Genomic DNA, 19,427 nt, shown 5'->3' with positions numbered 1-19,427 from the left:
CTCGGCTCAGAAGAAGACCCCGCACCGCAGCAGCACATTCGCGTACGGCCGTGCCTCCCCCGTCCGTACGACCAGCCGCGCCCCCGCCGACAGCTCCTTCAGCCGCTCGTGCGGGACGAGGGTGAGATCGCCGTCGGGAAAGTGCCCGTCCAGCAGCTTCGCGGCCCCCGGATTCGCTCCCCGCACCTCCGCCGCCGCTGTCGCGCCCTCCACCACCAGCTCGGTCAGCAACCCGTCGAGCACCTCCGCGAACGACGGCACCCCGGCCCGGAAGGCCAGGTCGACGACGCGCGGCCCGACCGGGATCGGCATACCGGCATCACACACCAGCACCCCGTCCCCGTGCCCCAACTCGGCGAGCGCGCCCGCGAGATGACGGTTCAGGATCCCGCCGCGCTTCACAGGGCATCGACCTCCTCCGACGTAGGGAAGGAGTCCTGGGCCCCGGCCCGTGTCACCGCGACCGCGCCCACCCGGGCCGCGTACGCCGCCGCCTCCGCCAACGACTCGCCCGCGCCCAGCCGCCAGGCCAGCGCAGCCGTGAACGCGTCGCCCGCCCCCGTCGTGTCCACGGCCTCCACCGGCACCGACGGCACCCGCACCCGCTCCCCGGCCCGTACGGCGACCAGCGCGCCCTCCGCGCCGAGCGTGATGACGACCGAGCGCGGCCCGAGCGCGAGCAGCGTCTTCGCCCAGGCCTCCGGCGAGTCGCCCAACTCGGCGTCCGCACCGGCGATCACCCGGGCCTCGTGCTCGTTCACGATCAACGGGTCGCAGGCGGCGAGCACTTCACGCGGCAACGGGCGGGGCGGTGACGGGTTCAGCACGAACCGGCCCTCGGGCGACAGGTTCCGTACGACCTCCACCACCGACTCCAGCGGAATCTCCAGCTGCGCCGACACCACCCGCGAGGCCTGGAACAGGCTCCCGGCGGCCCGGACGTCCTCGGCCACCAGCCGCCCGTTGGCCCCCGGCGACACCACGATGCTGTTGTCGCCGGACGGATCCACCGTGATCAGCGCGACCCCCGTCGGCGCCCCGCCGACCAGCACCCCCACCGTGTCGACCCCGGCGCCCCGCAGCGAGTCCAGCAGCAGCCGGCCGTGACCGTCGTGGCCGACCCGCGCCAGGAGTGCCGTACGGGCCCCCAACCGGGCCGCCGCGACCGCCTGGTTGGCGCCCTTGCCGCCCGGGTGGACCACCAGATCGGAACCGAGCACCGTCTCACCGGCCGCGGGCCGCCGTTCGACCACGGTCACCAGGTCGGCGTTGGCCGATCCCACGACCAGCAGGTCGTAGTCGTACATGAACTGTCTCCCCATACACATCAGTTGTACCGGCCGACAGGCCGGGCCGCCTCGAAATGAGGCGCCCGGCCGTTCCTACTCCACCCGTTCGAGGTGTGGCTCAGCCACTGAACTCGGCTACTGAACCCAGTCGCCGTACTCAGCCGCCGAACTCCGCCACGTTCTCCTTCGTGACGACCTTCACCGGCACCATCACCGTCTTCTCGACGGACTTGTCCTCGGCGACCCGCAGCGCGTTCTCCACCGCGATCCGCCCGAGTTCCTTGGGCTGCTGGGCCACCGACGCGTACAGCGAACCGTCCGCGACCGCCTTCAGCCCGTCGGGCGTGCCGTCGAAGCCGATCACCGACACCGACTTGCCCGCCTTGCTGCCGAGCGCCTTGATCGCGCCGAGCGCCATCTCGTCGTTCTCGGCGAAGACACCGTTGATGTCGGGGTTGGCCTGGAGCAGGTTGGTCATGACGTCGAGGCCCTTGGTGCGGTCCCAGTCGGCGGGCTGCTTGGCGACCACCTTGATGCCGGGGTAGGCCTTCAGACCCTCGGTGAAGCCGGCGCCGCGCTCCCGGCTGGCGGACGTGCCCGCCTGGCCCTGGAGGACGACGATCGTGCCCGTACCGCCCAGCTTCTCGGCGAGCGCCTTCGCGGCCAGCCTGCCGCCGGCGGTGTTGTCGGAGGCGACGAGGGTGTCCGTCTCCGCGCCGTTGACCGACCGGTCCACGGCGACGAGCGGGATGCCGGACTTGTTGACCGACCGCGCCGCCGGTCCCGTCGCGTCCGAGTCCACAGGGTTGACGATGATCGCCCCGAGACCCGAACTGGTGAAATTCTCCAGCTGGTTGGCCTGCTGCGAGGCGTCGTTCTGGGCGTCCGTGACGGTCAGGTCCACGCCCAGCTTCTTGGCCTCGGCCTGCGCACCGGCCCGGATCTGCACGAAGAAGGGGTTGTTCAGCGTCGACAGCGACAGACCCACCTTCTGGGTCGACGCGGACGACGAACCGCTGTGCAGCAGCGACGTGGCGCCCACGATCGCCGCCGCGACCACGGCGGCCAGCAGATACGTCATCGCCTGCCTGCGTCGGCCCGCACCACCGGAGGCGCCCGCCACCGGAGTCGCCCCGCTCTTCCGCCGCACCGTGTCGAACAGCACCGCCAGCGCGATCACGACCCCGATGACGACCTGCTGCCAGAAGGCGGACACGGAGAGGAGGTTGAGGCCGTTCCGCAGCACCGCCAGGATCAGCGCACCGATCAGCGTCCCGGACGCCTTGCCGGTACCACCCGCCAGCGAAGCCCCGCCGATGACCACGGCCGCGATGGCGTCCAGCTCGTACCCCTGCGCGGCCTGCGGCTGCGCCGACGACAGCCGTGACGCGAGCACGATGCCCGCAGCGGCCGCGAACAGCCCGGACAGCGCGTAGATCGCCAGCTTCTGCTTCTTCACCCGCAGCCCGGAGAGCCGGGCCGCCTCCTCGTTGCCGCCGATCGCGTACATGGAACGCCCCAGGTACGTACGGGCGAGGATGAACGCCGTGACGAGCCCCATGGCCACCATCACCAGCACGGGCACCGGCAGCCAGCCGCCCAGCGTGTCACCGAGGTGCGAGACCGACTCGGGGAACGCGATCGGCGACCCCTGCGAGATCACCAGCGACAGCCCGCGCCCCACCGACAGCATGGCGAGCGTCGCGATGAACGGCGGCAGTTTGCCGTACGAGATCAGGAAGCCGTTGACCAGGCCGCACGCGATGCCGGTGAGGACGGCGAGAACGACCGCTATCGCGACCGGTACGCCCTCCGAAGTCGCCGCCCAGGCAAGGACGGTGGCCGACAGCGCGGCGACGGAACCGACCGACAGGTCGATGCCCGCCGAGACGATCACGAAGGTGACGCCGAAGGCGAGGACGGCCGTCACGGCCGCCTGGACACCCACGTTGAGCAGGTTGTCCGTCGTCAGGAAGTCGCCGGACAGCGCCGACATCGCGATGACGAGGACGATGAGCGCGGTGAGCGCGCCGTTGTCGAGCAGCAGGCGACGCAGGCCGCTCGTGGCGCCACTCGCGCCCGCGTTGCTCTTGAGCGTGTCAGTGGCCACGGGAGCCCTCCACAGCGGTAGTTCCAGTAGTTCCAAAAGAAGTGGGTGCGCTGACGGCGAGCGCCATCACGGAGTCCTGGGTGGCCTCGGCGGCCGTGAGCTCACCGGCGATCCGGCCCTGCGCCATCACCAGCACCCGGTCGCTCATCCCGAGCACCTCGGGCAGATCGCTGGAGATCATCAGTACGGCGGCACCGGCGGCCGTCAGCTCGTTGATCAGCTGGTAGATCTCGACCTTGGCGCCGACGTCGATCCCGCGCGTCGGCTCGTCGAGGATCAGCACCCTGGTGTTCGCGAGCAGCCACTTGCCGATGACGACCTTCTGCTGGTTGCCGCCGGAGAGCGTGCGCACATGCTGGCCGAGCCCGGCCATCCGTACGCCCAGCTGCTCGGCGACCTTCGCGGCGGCGACCCGCTGCCCCTTGAGGTCGACAAGGCCGCCCTTGGTCGCGGCCCGCAGGGTGACCAGGCCGAGGTTCTCCTCGACGGAGGCGTCGAGCACCAGCCCCTGCCCCTTGCGGTCCTCGGGCACGAGCCCGATCCCGGCGGCCATGGCGGCCCCGACATCGCTTCCGCGCACGGCGGCACCCGCGACGGACACGGACCCCGTGTCGTACGGATCGGCGCCGAACACCGCTCGCGCGACCTCCGTACGCCCGGCCCCGACCAGCCCCGCGATGCCGACGACCTCACCGGCCCGCACCTCGAAGCCGATGTCGTGGAAGACCCCGTCCCGGGTGAGCCCGTCCACCTTGAGAAGGGCGTCCCCGGCATCGGCACGCTCCCGCGGGTACTGCTGTTCGATGGACCGCCCGACCATCAGCCGTACGAGCTCGTCCTCGGGCGTGTTGGCAGGCACCTGCCCGACGCTCTTGCCGTCCCGGAGCACCGTCACCCGGTCCCCCAGAGCGGCGATCTCCTCCAGGTGATGGGTGATGAAGACGATCCCGACGCCGTCCTCGCGCAGCGTCCGCACGATCGCGAACAGCTTCTCGACCTCCTCGGAGGTGAGAACGGCGGTCGGCTCGTCCATGATCAGCACGCGCGCGTCCAGGCTCAGGGCCTTCGCGATCTCGACCATCTGGAGCCGCGCGATCCCGAGTTCACGCACGCGCGCGCGTGGAGACACGTTCACGCCGACCCGCTCCAGCAGTACGGCGGCCTCGGCCTCCATCCGCTTGCGGTCGATCATCCCGTAGCGGCGCGGCTGCCGCCCCAGGAAGATGTTCTCGGCGACCGTCAGATCGGGGACGAGGTTGAACTCCTGGTAGATGGTGGCGATCCCGAGCCGCTCGGAATCCTGCGCCCCGTGGATACGGGTCTCCTCGCCGTCGACAAGGATGCGGCCGGCATCGGGGCGGTAGGCGCCGGAGAGCATCTTGATGAGGGTGCTCTTGCCCGCGCCGTTCTCACCGAGCAGTACGTGCACCTCGCCCCGGCGCAGATCGAAGTCGACGCCATCGAGCGCGACCACACCGGGGAAGGACTTCCGTATGCCTTCGATGCGCAGCAACTCGTCCGGGTTGCTCACGACTGGCTCCTGTTCGTAGCGGAGGGCTGTGCGGAGGGCTGTACTGACGAGGTCGGCGGCGGCTCACCGCACGACCGCCGTACGACGAGGTGCGCGGCCAGCGTCACGGACTGCGGGGGCCGCCCCTCGATCACGTCGACCAGCGCCCGGACGGCGGCCCGCCCCAGCTCACCGGTCGGCTGCGCGATGGCCGTGACCGGCGGATCGGTGTGCACGAACCACGGGATGTCGTCGAAGGCCGCGAGCGCGATGTCCTCGGGAACACGCATCCCACGCGCGCGTACGGCGTCCAGCGCGCCCAGCGCCATCAGGTTGTCGGCCGCGAAGACGACCTCGGGCGGCTCGGCCAGGTCGAGGAAGGCGTCGGTCACCCGGCGCCCGCTCTCGGCCTGGAAGTCGCCCTGCCCGATGTAGGCCTCGGGCAGCGGCAGTCCGTACTCGGCCAGGGCCTCCCTGAAGGCCTCGACGCGCTCGCTGCCGGTGGTGGTGGCCGCCGGGCCCGCGATGATCGCGAGCCGCCGGTGCCCGAGCCCGTGCAGGTGCGAGACGAGATCCCGTACCGCGGGCCGCCCGTCCGCCCGTACGACCGGCACGTCCACGCCCGGGATCCAGCGGTCCACGAAGACCATCGGGGTCCCCGCGCGCGCGGCGTCCAGCATCAGCGGGGAGCCGCCGTCGGTGGGGGAGACGAGGAGGCCGTCGATCCGGCGGTCGAGCAGGGTCCGTACGTGGTGGTCCTGGAGGTCGGGGCGTTCGTCGGCGTTCCCGATGATCACGCTGTACCCCAGCGCGCGGGCCTCCTCCTCGACCGAGCGGGCCAGTTCGGTGAAGTAGGGGTTCATCACGTCGCTGATGACCAGGCCGAGGGTGCGGGTCTGGTCGGTGCGCAGGGAGCGGGCGACGGCGTTCGGGCGGTAGCCCAGCGCCTCGACGGCGGCCAGCACGCGCGTGCGTGCGTCGACGCTGACCGACGGGTGGTCGTTCAGGACCCGCGACACCGTGGCGACGGACACGCCCGCCTCGGCAGCGACGTCCTTGATGCTCGCCATCGCCGCTCCACCTCCTTGTGGATCGTTCTGGTGAATCGTCGTGGAATCGATTACATCCACGTGTGCGACTGATTGGAATCGATTACACGGAGGTTAATCAAGACCCTGGCCGCATCCCGAGACCGGATTGTGATGCTCGCGCGTCAGCTTCTGAGAGTCCTCGACAGCCCGGCGGCTTCGCGGTGTGCCCGCCGGACGACCACGCCGTCGTCCCCGGCCCCGCCTCACTCCTGGTCCACCGGCACGACGAACGGCTCAACCACATGCAGAACGCGCTCGTCCGCGGCGAGTCGACGCGGACCGAAGACGGCTGGCTGCTGGTGCCGGGCAGGGTGCTGGAGCCGATGGGGCTCGGGACGGCCGACCGACTCGATACGGGTCCTGCGCCGCACCCAGCAGGCCACGGACCGGTATCTGCACCGCCGCGATATGCCACGGCCGTCGTGGAGTGGGACCGCTTCCGCGCGCTCGAGCGGTCCGCCCGGCGGAGCGGCCCGGCCTGATCCCCGGCCGTTGTCACACCCCACCGGTACCGTCGGATCATGGCTCAACAGGCGGGGAACCCGACGGGCGAACGGCGACTCGCCGTACTCGAAGGTGTGCTCGAACGCATCACGTACGCCAACGAGGAGAACGGCTACACGGTCGCCCGCGTCGACACCGGCCGGGGCGCTGGCGACCTCCTCACGGTCGTGGGCGCGCTGCTCGGCGCCCAGGCCGGCGAGTCCCTGCGCATGGAGGGCCGTTGGGGCTCGCATCCGCAGTACGGCAAGCAGTTCACCGTCGAGAACTACACGACCGTCCTGCCCGCCACCATCCAGGGCATCCGCCGCTATCTGGGCTCGGGCCTGGTCAAGGGCATCGGGCCGGTCTTCGCCGACCGGATCACCCAGCACTTCGGCCTGGACACCCTCCGGATCATCGAGGAGGAGCCCAAGCGGCTCGTCGAGGTGCCGGGCCTGGGCCCCAAGCGCACGAGGAAGATCGCCGACGCCTGGGAGGAGCAGAAGGCGATCAAGGAGGTCATGCTCTTCCTCCAGAGCGTCGAGGTGTCCACATCCATCGCCGTGCGCATCTACAAGAAGTACGGCGACGCCTCGATCTCGGTCGTGAAGAACCAGCCCTACCGCCTCGCCTCCGACGTCTGGGGCATCGGCTTCCTCACCGCCGACAAGATCGCCCAGTCCGTCGGCATCCCGCACGACAGCCCCGAGCGCGTCAAGGCGGGCCTCCAGTACGCCCTTTCGCAGGCCACCGACCAGGGCAACTGCTACCTCCCCGAGGAACGCCTGATCGCGGACGCGGTGAAGCTCCTCCAGGTCGACACGGGCCTTGTCATCGAGTGCCTCGCCGAACTCGCGGCACCCCCGGAGGAGGGCGAGGACCCCGGTGTCGTACGGGAGAAGGTCCCCGGCCCCGACGGCGACGCGGAACCGGTCACCGCCGTCTACCTGGTCCCCTTCCACCGCGCCGAACTCTCCCTCTCCGCCCAGCTGTTGCGCCTCCTGCGCACCGGCCAGGACCGGATGCCCGCCTTCCACGACGTGGCCTGGGACAAGGCCCTGGTGTGGCTCCAGGGGCGTACGGGGGCCGAGCTCGCCCCCGAGCAGGAGGCGGCCGTCCGGCTCGCGCTGACCGAGAAGGTCGCCGTCCTCACCGGCGGACCCGGCTGCGGCAAGTCCTTCACGGTCCGCTCGATCGTGGAGCTGGCGCGCGCCAAGAAGGCCAAGGTCGTCCTCGCCGCCCCTACCGGCCGCGCCGCCAAGCGCCTCGCCGAACTCACCGGCGCCGAGGCCTCCACCGTCCACCGCCTCCTGGAGCTGAAGCCCGGCGGAGACGCGGCCTACGACAAGGACCGCCCGCTCGACGCCGACCTGGTGGTCGTGGACGAGGCCTCGATGCTGGACCTGCTCCTCGCCAACAAGCTGGTGAAGGCGGTACCGCCGGGAGCGCATCTGCTCTTCGTCGGAGACGTGGACCAACTCCCCAGTGTCGGCGCGGGGGAGGTGCTCCGCGACCTGCTGGCCGACGGCAGCCCGGTCCCCGCCGTCCGGCTCACCAAGGTCTTCCGGCAGGCCCAGCAGTCGGGCGTCGTGACGAACGCGCACCGGATCAACTCCGGGCAGCATCCCGTCACCGACGGCATGAAGGACTTCTTCCTCTTCGTCGAGGACGACACCGAGGAGGCCGGCCGCCTCACCGTGGATGTGGCCGCACGGCGAATTCCGGCCAAGTTCGGCCTCGATCCCCGGCGGGACATCCAGGTGCTCGCACCGATGCACCGGGGTCCGGCGGGCGCCGGCAACCTCAACGGGCTGCTCCAGCAGGCGATCACACCGGGCCGCCCGGACCTCCCCGAGAAGCGGTTCGGCGGCCGGGTCTTCCGGATCGGCGACAAGGTCACGCAGATCCGCAACAACTACGACAAGGGCCAGAACGGCGTCTTCAACGGCACGGTCGGCGTGGTCACCTCTCTCGACGAGGTCGAACAGCGGCTCACCGTACTGACGGACGAGGACGAGGAGGTGCCGTACGACTTCGACGAGCTGGACGAACTCGCCCACGCCTACGCCGTGACCATCCACCGCTCCCAGGGCAGCGAGTACCCGGCGGTGGTCGTCCCGGTCACCACAGGCGCGTGGATGATGCTCCAGCGCAACCTTCTGTATACGGCCGTCACCCGGGCGAAGAAGCTCGTCGTCCTGGTCGGTTCGCGCAAGGCGATCGGCCAGGCGGTGCGTACGGTTTCGGCGGGAAGGCGTTGCACGGCACTGGATTTCAGACTGCGGTCATAGGGGTAACGGGAACGGTGCGGGACCGGCGTCGGAGTGATCGCGAAAAATGATCGATCAAATGAGTCACAAAGGTCACACAGCACTTCCGGAACCAGGGCGAAGGGGGGCAGGATGAGTAGGTTGGCGGCACTGAGTGCCGCCAATAGGCCCAATGGTCGACCCCGAGTGCACTCTCCTGCGCCAAATGGGGGATGGTAGAGACAGTCAGGGCACCTCGAAGAAGAGGCACAACGTCGGTGAGGGATGACGTGAGCGAGCACACCAATAACGCTGTAGTACTGCGGTTCGGCGACGGCGAGTACACCTACCCGGTGATCGACAGCACCGTCGGCGACAAGGGCTTCGACATCGGGAAGCTCCGCGCTCAGACCGGTCTGGTGACTCTGGACAGCGGCTACGGCAACACCGCCGCCTATAAATCCGCGATCACCTACCTCGACGGTGAGCAGGGCATCCTGCGGTACCGCGGCTACCCGATCGAGCAGCTGGCCGAGCGCTCCACCTTCCTCGAGGTGGCGTTCCTGCTCATCAACGGCGAGCTGCCGACCGTGGACGAGCTCTCCGTGTTCAAGAACGAGATCACGCAGCACACCCTGCTGCACGAGGACGTCAAGAACTTCTACCGCGGCTTCCCCCGTGACGCGCACCCGATGGCGATGCTGTCGTCGGTCGTCTCGGCGCTGTCGACCTTCTACCAGGACAGCCACAACCCGTTCGACGAGAAGCAGCGCAACCTCTCGACGATCCGGCTGCTCGCCAAGCTTCCGACGATCGCCGCGTACGCGTACAAGAAGTCGATCGGTCACCCCTTCGTCTATCCGCGCAACGACCTCGGTTACGTCGAGAACTTCCTCCGTATGACGTTCTCGGTGCCGGCGCAGGAGTACGACCTCGACCCGGTCGTCGTCTCCGCCCTCGACAAGCTGCTCATCCTGCACGCCGACCACGAGCAGAACTGTTCGACGTCGACGGTCCGTCTGGTCGGCTCCTCCCAGGCGAACATGTTCGCCTCGATCTCCGCCGGTATCTCCGCGCTCTGGGGCCCGCTGCACGGCGGCGCCAACCAGTCCGTCCTGGAGATGCTGGAGGGCATCCAGGCCAACGGCGGCGATGTCGACTCCTTCATCCGCAAGGTGAAGAACAAGGAGGACGGCGTCCGCCTGATGGGCTTCGGCCACCGGGTGTACAAGTCCTTCGACCCGCGCGCGAAGATCATCAAGGCTGCGGCGCACGACGTCCTCTCGGCCCTCGGCAAGTCCGACGAGCTGCTGGACATCGCGCTGAAGCTGGAGGAGCACGCGCTCTCCGACGACTACTTCGTCTCGCGCAACCTCTACCCGAACGTCGACTTCTACACGGGCCTCATCTACCGCGCGATGGGCTTCCCGACGGAGATGTTCACGGTCCTGTTCGCCCTCGGCCGCCTCCCGGGCTGGATCGCCCAGTGGCACGAGATGATCAAGGAGCCCGGCTCACGCATCGGGCGCCCGCGCCAGATCTACACGGGCGTGGTGGAACGGGACTTCGTCCCGGTCGAACAGCGCTGATGAACGCCGGTGGTTGGGCCGACCCAGGGGCGCGGGGAACTGCGCGATCGGCCCCCACCGGCCCGCAGCCGAGAACGACCTGTAGTACCCCGGCTTGATCCGCGAAGCGCAAAGCGGAAGGCGCCCTGCCGACGGTCCCCCCACGGGCCGGCGTACAGGGCGCCTTCCCATGTCCCGGTGCGGATTCCCCCCACGGGATCCGGCCGGGCGTTCGAGAGGACAGCGCCTGAATTCGCTATCACTGGTGTCACGGATGTGCAGGCCGCCGAAGCAACCGTTGTTGTGCGCACCGCCGGGTGGGCGGTGGGTTGAGCAGAACGAGCAAAACTCGTCGCACTCCTGCTGTGTGCGGTCTGCCGGGACGCGCACGCTGGGGTGGGCCGCTCAAGCTTCCCGGTGTACGTGTCCCGGCAACGCATCTCCGAGGACGTCCCCCAAGACATCCTCAGACGTCAGCCAACGCCCCCCAAGACGCTGTCTGACATCGCCAACTTAGACCTTCGAACCCCTTCGATGGTTACGTTCACAGCACTGTGATCTGCGTCTCCCGCATCAGTCCCCTGAATACGCCAGATCCCGGTTGTCGCGACCGGGACCCAAGCGTAAGGATGATGCGCGAGCCTTGTGAAGAGCTTATGTGAGGCTCGCGTTGGACTCCATAGCCACTTTGACAACGACTTGGGCATACTCACGGTAACTTCGGGCAGAACGCGCTTGCCCTCAGCGGAACGTACGCAGTCGGAGGCTGTTCGTCACCACGAACACCGACGAGAACGCCATCGCCGCCCCCGCGATCATCGGATTGAGCAGTCCGGCGGCGGCCAACGGCAGCGCGGCCACGTTGTAGCCGAAGGCCCACACCAGGTTGCCCTTGATGGTCGCGAGCGTCTTCCGGGACAGTCGGATGGCGTCGGCGGCCACCCGCAGATCCCCGCGCACGAGCGTCAGATCGCTCGCCTCGATCGCCGCGTCCGTGCCCGTACCCATCGCCAGACCCAGATCGGCGGTCGCCAGCGCCGCCGCGTCGTTGACCCCGTCGCCGACCATCGCGACGGCCCGCCCCTCGGCCTGCAGCCGCCGTACGACATCGACCTTCTCCTCGGGCAGCACCTCGGAGATCACCTGCTCGATCCCGACGGCCGCCGCGACGGCCTCCGCCACCGCCCGGTTGTCCCCGGTCAGCAGCACAGGCGCGAGCCCCAGCGCGCGCAGCTCGCGCACGGCCTCGGCGCTGGTCTCCTTGACCGCGTCGGCGACGGTGAGCACACCGCGCGCCACCCCGTCCCAGGCCACCACGACGGCCGTACGTCCACTGCTCTCGGCCTCGGCCTTCGCGCGGGCCAATTCCTCCGGAAGCGGCTCCGACAGCCCGTCCACGAGCCGCCCCACGGCCACCTCATGGCCGTCCACGCGCCCGCGTACGCCCCGTCCGGGCACGTTCTCGAACGACTCGGCCGCCGGCAGCGCCCCGACGCGCTCCTCCGCCCCCGCCGCGATGGCCCGCGCGACCGGATGCTCGGAGGCGTGTTCGAGGGCGCCCGCGAGCCGCAGCACCTGCTTCTCGTCGGCGCCCTCGGCGACGTACACCTCCTGGAGGGTCATACGTCCCGTCGTCACCGTCCCCGTCTTGTCCAGGACGATCGTGTCGACGCGGCGCGTGGACTCCAGAACCTCGGGGCCCTTGATGAGGATGCCGAGCTGCGCCCCGCGCCCGGTGCCGACCATGAGCGCGGTCGGGGTGGCGAGCCCCAGCGCACAGGGGCAGGCGATGATCAGCACGGCGACGGCGGCGGTGAACGCGGCCGTGGTGTCGCCGGTGACGCCGAGCCAGGTGCCGAACGTACCGAGCGCGATCAGCAGCACCACCGGCACGAAGATCCCGGAGATCCGGTCGGCGAGCCGCTGCACCTCGGCCTTGCCGTTCTGCGCGTCCTCCACCAGCCGGGCCATCCGCGCGAGTTGGGTGTCCACGCCGACCCGGGTGGCCTCGACGACCAGTCGGCCCCCGGCGTTCACGGTCGCACCGGTGACGGCGTCCCCGGCACCGACATCGACCGGTACGGACTCTCCGGTCAGCATCGACGCGTCGACCGCCGAGACACCCTCGACGACGGTGCCGTCGGTGGCGACCTTCTCCCCGGGCCGTACGACGAACCGGTCGCCGATCGCCAACTCGCCCACGGGAACGCGCACTTCACGCCCGCCGCGCAGCACGGAGACGTCCTTGGCGCCGAGTTCCATGAGCGCCCGCAGGGCAGCGCCCGAGCGCCGCTTGGCGCGGGCTTCCAGATACCGCCCGAGGAGGATGAACGCGACGACTCCGGCGGCGACTTCGAGATAGATCTCGGAGGTGCCACCGGCGCCGGCCCGGGAGGCGGTGAACGAGAAACTCTCCCGCACCCCCATCCCCTCCATGCCGTCCATCCCGGGCATCGCGGCTCTGCCCGCATCGCCCCAGAACAGTGCCCACAGGGACCAGCCGAAAGCGGCGAGCGTACCGACCGACACCAGGGTGTCCATGGTGGCCGCACCGTGCCGCGCGTTGGTGAACGCGGCCCGGTGGAGCGGCAGTCCGCCCCAGACGACGACCGGCGAGGCGAGCGTCAGCGCGAGCCAGCGCCAGTTGTCGAACTGGAACGCGGGAATCATGGACATCAGGACGACGGGCGCGGCGAGCAGCACGGATACGAGGAGCCGCTGCCGGAGGGCGTCCAGCTCGGGGTCGTGATCGTGATCGGCCGCCGTGCTCTCCTGGACGACGACCGGTGGGGGCGGCTCCTCGGCCGTGTACCCCGTCTTCACGACGGTGGCGATCAGATCGTCGACCCCGACCCCGTCGGTGTACGAGACCTTGGCCTTCTCCGTCGCGTAGTTGACCGTCGCGAGGACGCCCTCCATACGGTTGAGCTTCTTCTCGACACGGGCCGCGCACGAGGTGCAGGTCATCCCGCCGATGGTCAGCTCGACCTCGTGGGGCGTGGCTATCGGGGTCTCGGTGCTGGTGCCGGTACTGGTCATGGTCGCCGCGTCCGTCCGTACGGTCAGACCCGGCCGGCCAACTCGAAGCCCGCCTCGTCCACCGCGGCGCGCACGGCGGCCTCGTCGAGCGGGGCCTCGGACACGACGGTGACCTCACCGGTGGCGGCGACGGCCTTCACGGAGGTCACCCCGGCCAGCTCCGAGATCTCGCTCGACACCGAGCCCTCGCAGTGCCCGCAGCTCATTCCGGTCACCTGGTAGACGGCGGTGACGGAACCCGGGGTGTCGGTCTGAGCGGTCATGTCGTTGCTCCTCTGCGAAGTGTCTTAGAGGGCGTCAGCGTGGCGTACGAGCCCTGTGGCCCCCTGTGAGTCCCACCCTACTATACCCCTGGGGGGTACTTCACTCGTGACAGTGGCAAGATCTCCGGTACGAGGGACGGCGACTGCGAAGGCGAGGGGCCCATGCGTGCGGTGGTGTTCGAGCGGTACGGGGAGCCGGCCGAGGTGCGGGAGGTGCCGGACCCGGTGCCCGCGCCGCACGGGGTCGTGGTGCGCGTCGAGGCCACCGGGCTGTGCCGCAGCGACTGGCACGGCTGGATGGGCCACGACTCCGACATCGCGCTGCCGCACGTGCCGGGCCATGAACTCGCGGGCGTCGTCGAGGCGGTCGGCGCCGGAGTGACCGGCTGGCGTTCCGGCGACCGGGCGACGGTCCCCTTCGTCTGCGCCTGCGGGAGCTGCCCGTCCTGCGCGGCCGGGGACCAGCAGGTGTGCGAGCGGCAGACCCAGCCGGGGTTCACGCACTGGGGTTCGTTCGCGGAGTTCGTGGCGCTGGACCACGCCGATGTGAACCTGGTGGCTGTACCGGAGGGCATGTCCTACGCCACGGCGGCCTCGCTGGGCTGCCGGTTCGCGACGGCGTACCGGGCGGTGGTGCAGCAGGGCCGGGTGGCGGCGGGGGAGTGGGTCGCGGTGCACGGGTGCGGCGGGGTGGGACTGTCGGCGGTGATGATCGCGGCGGCGGCCGGGGCGCGGGTGGTCGCGGTGGACGTCTCACCAGGGGCCCTGGAGCTGGCGCGGAAGTTCGGTGCGGTGGAGTGCGTGAACGCGGCGACGACGGGCGACACGGCGGCGGCGGTACGTGAACTGACCGCCGGCGGCGCCCACTTGTCCCTGGACGCACTCGGCTCACCGGTCACCTGCGCGTCCTCGGTGAACGGCCTGCGCCGCCGGGGCCGCCACGTCCAGGTGGGCCTGCTCCCGTCGACCGACGGCACGACGCCGGTCCCGATGGCTCGCGCGATCGGTCTGGAACTGGAACTCCTGGGGAGCCACGGCATGGCGGCCCACACCTACCCGCCGATGCTGGAGCTGGTCCGGGCGGGAGTGTTGCGTCCGGACCTGTTGGTCACGTCCACGATCCCGCTGACGGAGTCCCCGGAGGCACTGGCGGAGATGGGCACGGCGTCGGGGGCGGGGGTGACGGTAATAGAGCCGTGGCGCTGACGGGGCTTTTCCTCGCCCCCGCCGCCCCTACCCGTTCCCATCCCTGGGGGCTGCGCCCCCAGACCCCCCTACGGCCCTGAAGGGGCCTTGTCCTCAAACGCCGGACGGGCTGAAATGCCTGGGCTGGGCTGAAAGATCAAGCCCCAACGGCCACACCTCCAGCCCCGGCGGCTACCTTCCAGCCCCGACGGCTCTCCTCCAGCCTCGGCCGACACCACCCAGCCCGTCCGGCATCATCCAGCCCCTCCGGCGTTTGAGGACGAGCGCGTTCAGCGCGACCTTCCCCACCCACCCGCCCCGCCGCACTTCAGCACTGGCCGGGGCTTGATCTTTCAGCCCGTCCGGCGTTTGAGGACAAGGGGGGGTCTGGGGGCGCAGCCCCCAGAAGGATGGGACGGGTAGGGGCGGCGGGGGCGAGAAAAGCCTGCCTCTACCTGCTCCCCGCCCACTCACGATCAAGCATCGCCATCACCACCGCATCAGCCCACTCCCCACCCCGCAACTCCACCTCCCGCCGAACCCCCTCCACCACAAACCCCACCTTCTCGTACACCCGCAGAGCCCGGCGGTTGTCCCCCCACGCCTCCAACTCGATCCGATGCAAACCGAGTTGCTCGAACCCGTACCCCACGATCAGCCGCGTCGCCTCGGTACCGAGCCCACGCCCACGCCCCCGGGGGCCGAGCAGCGTACGGAACGTACAGCTGCGGGCAGCCCGGTCCCACTCGTACAGGACGACCTCACCCACGAGTTCGCCACTGGCCCTGTCGGTGACGGCGAGGTCGAGACGGTCGGTCTGCGCGGACCGGGACCCGTACCAGGAACGCAGCCGCTCCATGGTGATCTCGGTGCCGGGCTCGAAGGTGAAGCGGATCACCTCGGGGTCCTCGATGATCTCGGCCATCACCTCGGCATCGGCCTCGCCGAACGGCCGCAACACGGTCTTCTCGCCGATGAGGACGGGCTTGACGGAGAAGTCCGGAGAGTTGTTCATGCCGGGCACTGTGCCCCACCCGCGAGTGGGGCACAGCTGAATATTCCGACCGTGCCTCGGCTGCCTCGGAGGCCTCAGTCGTCTCTTCGGCCCCGGTTCCCCGGCCGCGCCGCGACCCACGCCCGCACCGTGTCCGCGTACCAGAAGGGCTTCCCGCTCTCCACATGGTCGGGCGGCGGCAGCAGACCGTGCTTGCGGTACGAGCGGACGGTGTCCGGCTGGACGCGGATGTGCGCGGCGATCTCTTTGTACGACCAGAGCCGTCGGTCGGTCATCGGTGCACCTCCCTGCGCGCGTCACGGGGTCGGCCAGGGTCGGCCGTCGGGGGAGCCGGACGCAGCGCTTGGCGATCACAAGGCCTTTGCCCGGTGAACGGCGTGCGGTGACCCTGAGTAAGCGTCTGTTGACGCGACGTGACCCATAACCCGCGTACACGCGACATGCGTGACGGAAGGGGAGCGTTTGTGACACAAGTGAAGCAAAGGCGCAAGCCTGCGGCCCGGAGTGGCGCGTTGACCTGTGGGGCGCACGCCGATAGGCGGCGCCCCACAGGGGTGCGGGGAACTGCGCGCCCAGCCCCCACCGGGCGTGCGGACGAACGAACCGCCCACCCAGCGGAGCTACGCCCCGCAGGACCGAAGAAACGCCCGAGTCCGCTGCGCGATAGGCAGCGGCTTGTCCGGCTCGCACGGATACATGTCCTGCTCCACGATCGCGAACAACTCCACGTCCAGCTTCTGCGCAGCAGCCAGCACCGGACCCAACTCCGGTACCCCGGCCGGGGGTTCGCACATCACGCCACGAGCCACCGCCGGCCCGAACGGCACCTCGTTCGCCCGTACGTCCGCCAGGATCTCGGGGTCGACCTGCTTGAGGTGGAGGTAGCCGATCCGCTCGCCGTAGGTCTCGATCAGCTTGACGCTGTCGCCGCCGCAGTAGGCGTAGTGGCCCGTGTCCAGGCACAGCGAGACGAGCGAGGAGTCGGTGCCGTCGAGGAAACGTGTGACGTTCGCCTCGCTGTCGATGTGGGTGTCGGCGTGCGGGTGGACGACGATCTGGAGGCCGTACCGCTCCCGCACCTCGTGACCGAGCCGCTCGGTCAGCGAGGTCAGGTTGCGCCACTGCTCGGGCGTCAGCGTGTCCGGCTCCAGCACCTCACCGGTCTTGTCGTCCCGCCAGAAGGACGGGATGACCACCAGGTGGGACGCGCCCATGGCCTGGGCGAGCACCGCGTTGTCCGCGACGTGCGCCCAGGTCTTCTCCCAGACGGACTCGCCGTGGTGCAGCCCGGTGAAGACCGTACCGGCGGACACCTTCAGGCCGCGCTTGGCCGTCTCCTCGGTGAGGACGGCGGGGTCGGTCGGCAGGTACCCGTACGGGCCCAGCTCGATCCACTCGTAGCCGGACTGTGAGACCTCGTCGAGGAAGCGCTGCCAGGGAACCTGCTTGGGGTCGTCCGGGAACCACACGCCCCAGGAGTCGGGCGCCGAGCCGATCCTGATGCGCGTCAGCGGGGAACCCGACGGACCAGACGAGGACGAAGGGGACTGAGGCGACAACGTAGTCATGGGCGCCAGCTTCAGCCGATCCCGGGACGCGTGTCAAGGTCTGGTCCGAATGTCCGGACAAAGTATTGACAGGGCTCCGGGAGGCGGGCTAGACCTGACTGCGAGCCGCTGTGCCGCGAAGAGATGTGAAGAGAAAACCGAAGGGAAGTCGATGGCGTACGACCTGATCACCATGGGGCGGATCGGAGTGGACCTGTATCCACTGCAGACCGGTGTGCCACTCGCCCAGGTGACGTCCTTCGGGAAGTTCCTCGGCGGATCGGCGACGAACGTCGCGGTCGCCGCGTCCCGCCTCGGGCGGAGCACCGCGGTGATCACACGGACCGGCGACGACGCCTTCGGCCGGTATCTGCACGACGCCCTGCGCGACTTCGGCGTCGACGACCGCTGGGTCACGTCGGTCCCCGGCCTCAACACCCCGGTCACGTTCTGCGAGGTGTTCCCGCCGGACGACTTCCCGCTGTACTTCTACCGCCAGCCCAAGGCGCCGGATCTTGAGATCGACGCCCACGAGCTGGACCTGGACGCGGTCGGCGAGGCGAAGATCTTCTGGGTCACGGGCACCGGCCTGAGCGAGGAGCCCAGCCGCACGGCGACCCTGGCCGCCCTCACCCACCGCGCCAAGTCCGGTACGACGGTCTTCGACCTCGACTGGCGCCCCATGTTCTGGAAGAACCCCGAGGAAGCCCGGCCCTTCTACGTCGAGGCCCTCCGCCACACCACCGTCGCCGTCGGCAACCTGGACGAGGTCGAGGTGGCGACCGGCGTACGCGAGCCGCACGCCGCCGCCCGCGCCCTCCTCGACGCCGGAGTCGAACTGGCGGTCGTCAAGCAGGGCCCGAAGGGTGTTCTCGCGGTCAACAGCAAGGGCGAGAGCGCCGAGGTGCCCCCGCTCCCGGTGACCGTCCTCAACGGCCTCGGCGCCGGCGACGCCTTCGGCGGCTCCCTCTGCCACGGCCTCCTCGAAGGCTGGGACCTGGAACGCATCATGCGCCACGCCAACGCGGCCGGCGCGATCGTCGCCTCCCGCCTGGAGTGCTCGTCGGCGATGCCCACCCCGACCGAGGTCGAGGCGGCACTGGCGGCGGGGGCGGTGCTGTGAGCGCCACCGCACCGACCGGCAGCAACGGCACCAACCCCGTTGCCCCCGTTGCCCCCCTTCCCCCTCTTGCCCCCGTCGACATCTCCGCCCTCGCCACCACCCGCGCCCGTCACCCCGAGGCCATCGCGGAGGCCGCCGCCCGTCGGACCCGGCGCCCCCTCCTCGGTGACTCCGGCCGGCTGATGATCGTCGCCGCCGACCACCCGGCCCGTGGCGCCCTCGGGGTCGGCAACCGCAAGCTGGCCATGGCCAACCGTGCCGACCTGCTCGAACGCCTGTACCTGGCACTCTCCCGCCCCGGTGTCGACGGTGTCCTCGCGACCGCCGACATCCTGGACGACCTGCTCCTCCTCGGCGCCCTCGACGGCAAGGTCGTCATGGGGTCGATGAACCGCGGCGGCCTCTCCGGCGCCAGTTTCGAACTCGACGACCGCTTCACCGGCCACCGCCCCGAGGACATGACCCGCCTCGGCTTCGACGCGGGCAAGCTGCTCGTACGCATCGACTACGACGACCCGGGCTCCCTCACCACCCTGGAGTCCACGGCCCACGCGATCGACGCGATGGCGGAACGCCGACTCCCGCTGTTCGTCGAGCCGTTCATCAGCAGGCGCGGCCCCGAGGGCAAGGTCCGCAACGACCTCTCCGCCGAGGCCGTCACCAAGTCCATCGCCATCGCGTCGGGCCTGGGCGGCAGTTCGGCGTACACCTGGCTGAAGGTCCCCGTCACCGAGAACCCGGACGACATGGCCGAGGTCATGCAGACCTCCACCCTGCCCGCCGTGCTCCTCGGCGGCGAGGTCGGGGACGACCAGGAGGGCGCGTACGAGAAGTGGCGCGGCGCGCTCCAACTCCCCACCGTCCAGGGCCTGGTGGTCGGCCGCTCGCTGCTGTACCCGGCGGACGGCGATGTGTCCGCGGCCGTGGACACCGCCGTCGGACTGCTGTGAGGCAT

At 70.0% G+C, this 19,427-nt stretch carries 16 protein-coding genes; 6 read left to right on the top strand and 10 right to left on the bottom strand.

All coding sequences use genetic code 11. The features are described from left to right. Positions 1–6 precede the first annotated feature (6 nt). The 5 genes from rbsD to ACFYXF_RS28730 all read right to left on the bottom strand — a co-directional run bounded on the left by rbsD (position 7) and on the right by ACFYXF_RS28730 (position 5,979). Entirely contained in the window at positions 7–402 is a 396-nt protein-coding gene (gene rbsD / locus ACFYXF_RS28750; RefSeq protein ID WP_389353702.1) for a D-ribose pyranase, read from the bottom strand. Then, positions 399–1,307 (bottom strand): ribokinase, encoded by a 909-nt coding sequence (locus ACFYXF_RS28745; RefSeq protein WP_389353931.1) that lies wholly within the window; start codon positions 1,305–1,307, stop codon positions 399–401. The genes rbsD and ACFYXF_RS28745 overlap by 4 nt, the downstream gene beginning before the upstream one ends. Before the next feature lie 139 nt (positions 1,308–1,446). Next, positions 1,447–3,399, bottom strand: a complete 1,953-nt coding sequence (locus ACFYXF_RS28740; RefSeq protein WP_389353700.1) for a substrate-binding domain-containing protein — start codon at positions 3,397–3,399, stop codon at positions 1,447–1,449. After that, positions 3,389–4,930 (bottom strand): sugar ABC transporter ATP-binding protein, encoded by a 1,542-nt coding sequence (locus ACFYXF_RS28735; protein ID WP_389353698.1) that lies wholly within the window; start codon positions 4,928–4,930, stop codon positions 3,389–3,391. The genes ACFYXF_RS28740 and ACFYXF_RS28735 overlap by 11 nt, the downstream gene beginning before the upstream one ends. Further along, on the bottom strand, positions 4,927–5,979 hold the full coding sequence (locus ACFYXF_RS28730; RefSeq protein ID WP_389353696.1) for a LacI family DNA-binding transcriptional regulator: 1,053 nt from the start codon (positions 5,977–5,979) through the stop codon (positions 4,927–4,929). The genes ACFYXF_RS28735 and ACFYXF_RS28730 overlap by 4 nt, the downstream gene beginning before the upstream one ends. Before the next feature lie 182 nt (positions 5,980–6,161). Here ACFYXF_RS28730 and ACFYXF_RS28725 point away from each other — a divergent pair, with 182 nt between their 5' ends. The 3 genes from ACFYXF_RS28725 (at position 6,162) to ACFYXF_RS28715 (ending at position 10,321) form a co-directional block, all read left to right on the top strand. Next, positions 6,162–6,482 carry a hypothetical protein gene (locus ACFYXF_RS28725; protein ID WP_389353694.1) on the top strand — a complete coding sequence of 107 codons (321 nt, stop codon included), beginning with the start codon at positions 6,162–6,164 and terminating at the stop codon, positions 6,480–6,482. A 39-nt stretch (positions 6,483–6,521) separates the two neighbouring features. Next, positions 6,522–8,774 carry an ATP-dependent RecD-like DNA helicase gene (locus tag ACFYXF_RS28720; RefSeq protein WP_389353692.1) on the top strand — a complete coding sequence of 751 codons (2,253 nt, stop codon included), beginning with the start codon at positions 6,522–6,524 and terminating at the stop codon, positions 8,772–8,774. A gap of 248 nt (positions 8,775–9,022) precedes the next feature. Continuing rightward, entirely contained in the window at positions 9,023–10,321 is a 1,299-nt protein-coding gene (locus ACFYXF_RS28715; protein WP_389353690.1) for a citrate synthase, read from the top strand. Between the two features lie 720 nt (positions 10,322–11,041). On the opposite strand, the gene ACFYXF_RS28710 is transcribed toward ACFYXF_RS28715, so the two are convergent. Both ACFYXF_RS28710 and ACFYXF_RS28705 read right to left on the bottom strand, forming a co-directional pair. After that, positions 11,042–13,339, bottom strand: coding sequence for a heavy metal translocating P-type ATPase (locus tag ACFYXF_RS28710; RefSeq protein ID WP_389353688.1), 2,298 nt, complete (start codon positions 13,337–13,339; stop codon positions 11,042–11,044). A gap of 23 nt (positions 13,340–13,362) precedes the next feature. After that, positions 13,363–13,602 carry a heavy-metal-associated domain-containing protein gene (locus tag ACFYXF_RS28705; protein ID WP_389353686.1) on the bottom strand — a complete coding sequence of 80 codons (240 nt, stop codon included), beginning with the start codon at positions 13,600–13,602 and terminating at the stop codon, positions 13,363–13,365. Between the two features lie 162 nt (positions 13,603–13,764). Here ACFYXF_RS28705 and ACFYXF_RS28700 point away from each other — a divergent pair, with 162 nt between their 5' ends. Next, positions 13,765–14,808: a zinc-dependent alcohol dehydrogenase family protein gene (locus ACFYXF_RS28700; protein ID WP_389353684.1), complete on the top strand. Its 1,044-nt coding sequence runs from the start codon at positions 13,765–13,767 to the stop codon at positions 14,806–14,808. Between the two features lie 430 nt (positions 14,809–15,238). Here ACFYXF_RS28700 and ACFYXF_RS28695 read toward each other — a convergent pair whose 3' ends face one another. The 3 genes from ACFYXF_RS28695 to ACFYXF_RS28685 all read right to left on the bottom strand — a co-directional run bounded on the left by ACFYXF_RS28695 (position 15,239) and on the right by ACFYXF_RS28685 (position 17,370). Beyond that, on the bottom strand, positions 15,239–15,802 hold the full coding sequence (locus tag ACFYXF_RS28695) for a GNAT family N-acetyltransferase (protein WP_389353682.1): 564 nt from the start codon (positions 15,800–15,802) through the stop codon (positions 15,239–15,241). A 74-nt stretch (positions 15,803–15,876) separates the two neighbouring features. Beyond that, the gene (locus ACFYXF_RS28690) at positions 15,877–16,077 is read right to left on the bottom strand and encodes an AlpA family transcriptional regulator (protein ID WP_019056510.1); all 201 of its coding nucleotides are present in this window, start codon (positions 16,075–16,077) and stop codon (positions 15,877–15,879) included. A 345-nt stretch (positions 16,078–16,422) separates the two neighbouring features. After that, a complete protein-coding gene (locus ACFYXF_RS28685; protein ID WP_389353680.1) occupies positions 16,423–17,370 on the bottom strand; it encodes a sugar phosphate isomerase/epimerase family protein in 948 nt (315 codons plus the stop codon). 151 nt (positions 17,371–17,521) lie between these two features. Here ACFYXF_RS28685 and iolC point away from each other — a divergent pair, with 151 nt between their 5' ends. Further along, positions 17,522–18,472, top strand: a complete 951-nt coding sequence (gene iolC / locus ACFYXF_RS28680) for a 5-dehydro-2-deoxygluconokinase (RefSeq protein WP_389353678.1) — start codon at positions 17,522–17,524, stop codon at positions 18,470–18,472. Positions 18,473–18,552: 80 nt separating this feature from the next. Next, positions 18,553–19,422 carry a deoxyribose-phosphate aldolase gene (locus tag ACFYXF_RS28675; protein WP_389353929.1) on the top strand — a complete coding sequence of 290 codons (870 nt, stop codon included), beginning with the start codon at positions 18,553–18,555 and terminating at the stop codon, positions 19,420–19,422. The last annotated feature ends 5 nt before the right edge of the window (positions 19,423–19,427 follow it).

This window comes from Streptomyces sp. NPDC002680 (assembly GCF_042889145.1).
GTDB lineage: Bacteria > Actinomycetota > Actinomycetes > Streptomycetales > Streptomycetaceae > Streptomyces > Streptomyces adonidis.
This window is presented reverse-complemented; position numbering and strand designations above follow the sequence as displayed.

What these genes read in the sequence shown, in the direction of transcription:
- ACFYXF_RS28710 (WP_389353688.1), bottom strand. Translation starts at nt 13,339, where the DNA reads ATGACCAGTACCGGCACCAGCACCGAGACCCCGATAGCCACGCCCCAC.
- ACFYXF_RS28685 (WP_389353680.1), bottom strand. Translation starts at nt 17,370, where the DNA reads ATGACTACGTTGTCGCCTCAGTCCCCTTCGTCCTCGTCTGGTCCGTCG.
- ACFYXF_RS28730 (WP_389353696.1), bottom strand. Translation starts at nt 5,979, where the DNA reads ATGGCGAGCATCAAGGACGTCGCTGCCGAGGCGGGCGTGTCCGTCGCC.
- ACFYXF_RS28705 (WP_389353686.1), bottom strand. Translation starts at nt 13,602, where the DNA reads ATGACCGCTCAGACCGACACCCCGGGTTCCGTCACCGCCGTCTACCAG.
- ACFYXF_RS28695 (WP_389353682.1), bottom strand. Translation starts at nt 15,802, where the DNA reads ATGAACAACTCTCCGGACTTCTCCGTCAAGCCCGTCCTCATCGGCGAG.
- ACFYXF_RS28720 (WP_389353692.1), top strand. Translation starts at nt 6,522, where the DNA reads ATGGCTCAACAGGCGGGGAACCCGACGGGCGAACGGCGACTCGCCGTA.
- iolC (WP_389353678.1), top strand. Translation starts at nt 17,522, where the DNA reads ATGGCGTACGACCTGATCACCATGGGGCGGATCGGAGTGGACCTGTAT.
- ACFYXF_RS28690 (WP_019056510.1), bottom strand. Translation starts at nt 16,077, where the DNA reads ATGACCGACCGACGGCTCTGGTCGTACAAAGAGATCGCCGCGCACATC.
- ACFYXF_RS28745 (WP_389353931.1), bottom strand. Translation starts at nt 1,307, where the DNA reads ATGTACGACTACGACCTGCTGGTCGTGGGATCGGCCAACGCCGACCTG.
- ACFYXF_RS28700 (WP_389353684.1), top strand. Translation starts at nt 13,765, where the DNA reads ATGCGTGCGGTGGTGTTCGAGCGGTACGGGGAGCCGGCCGAGGTGCGG.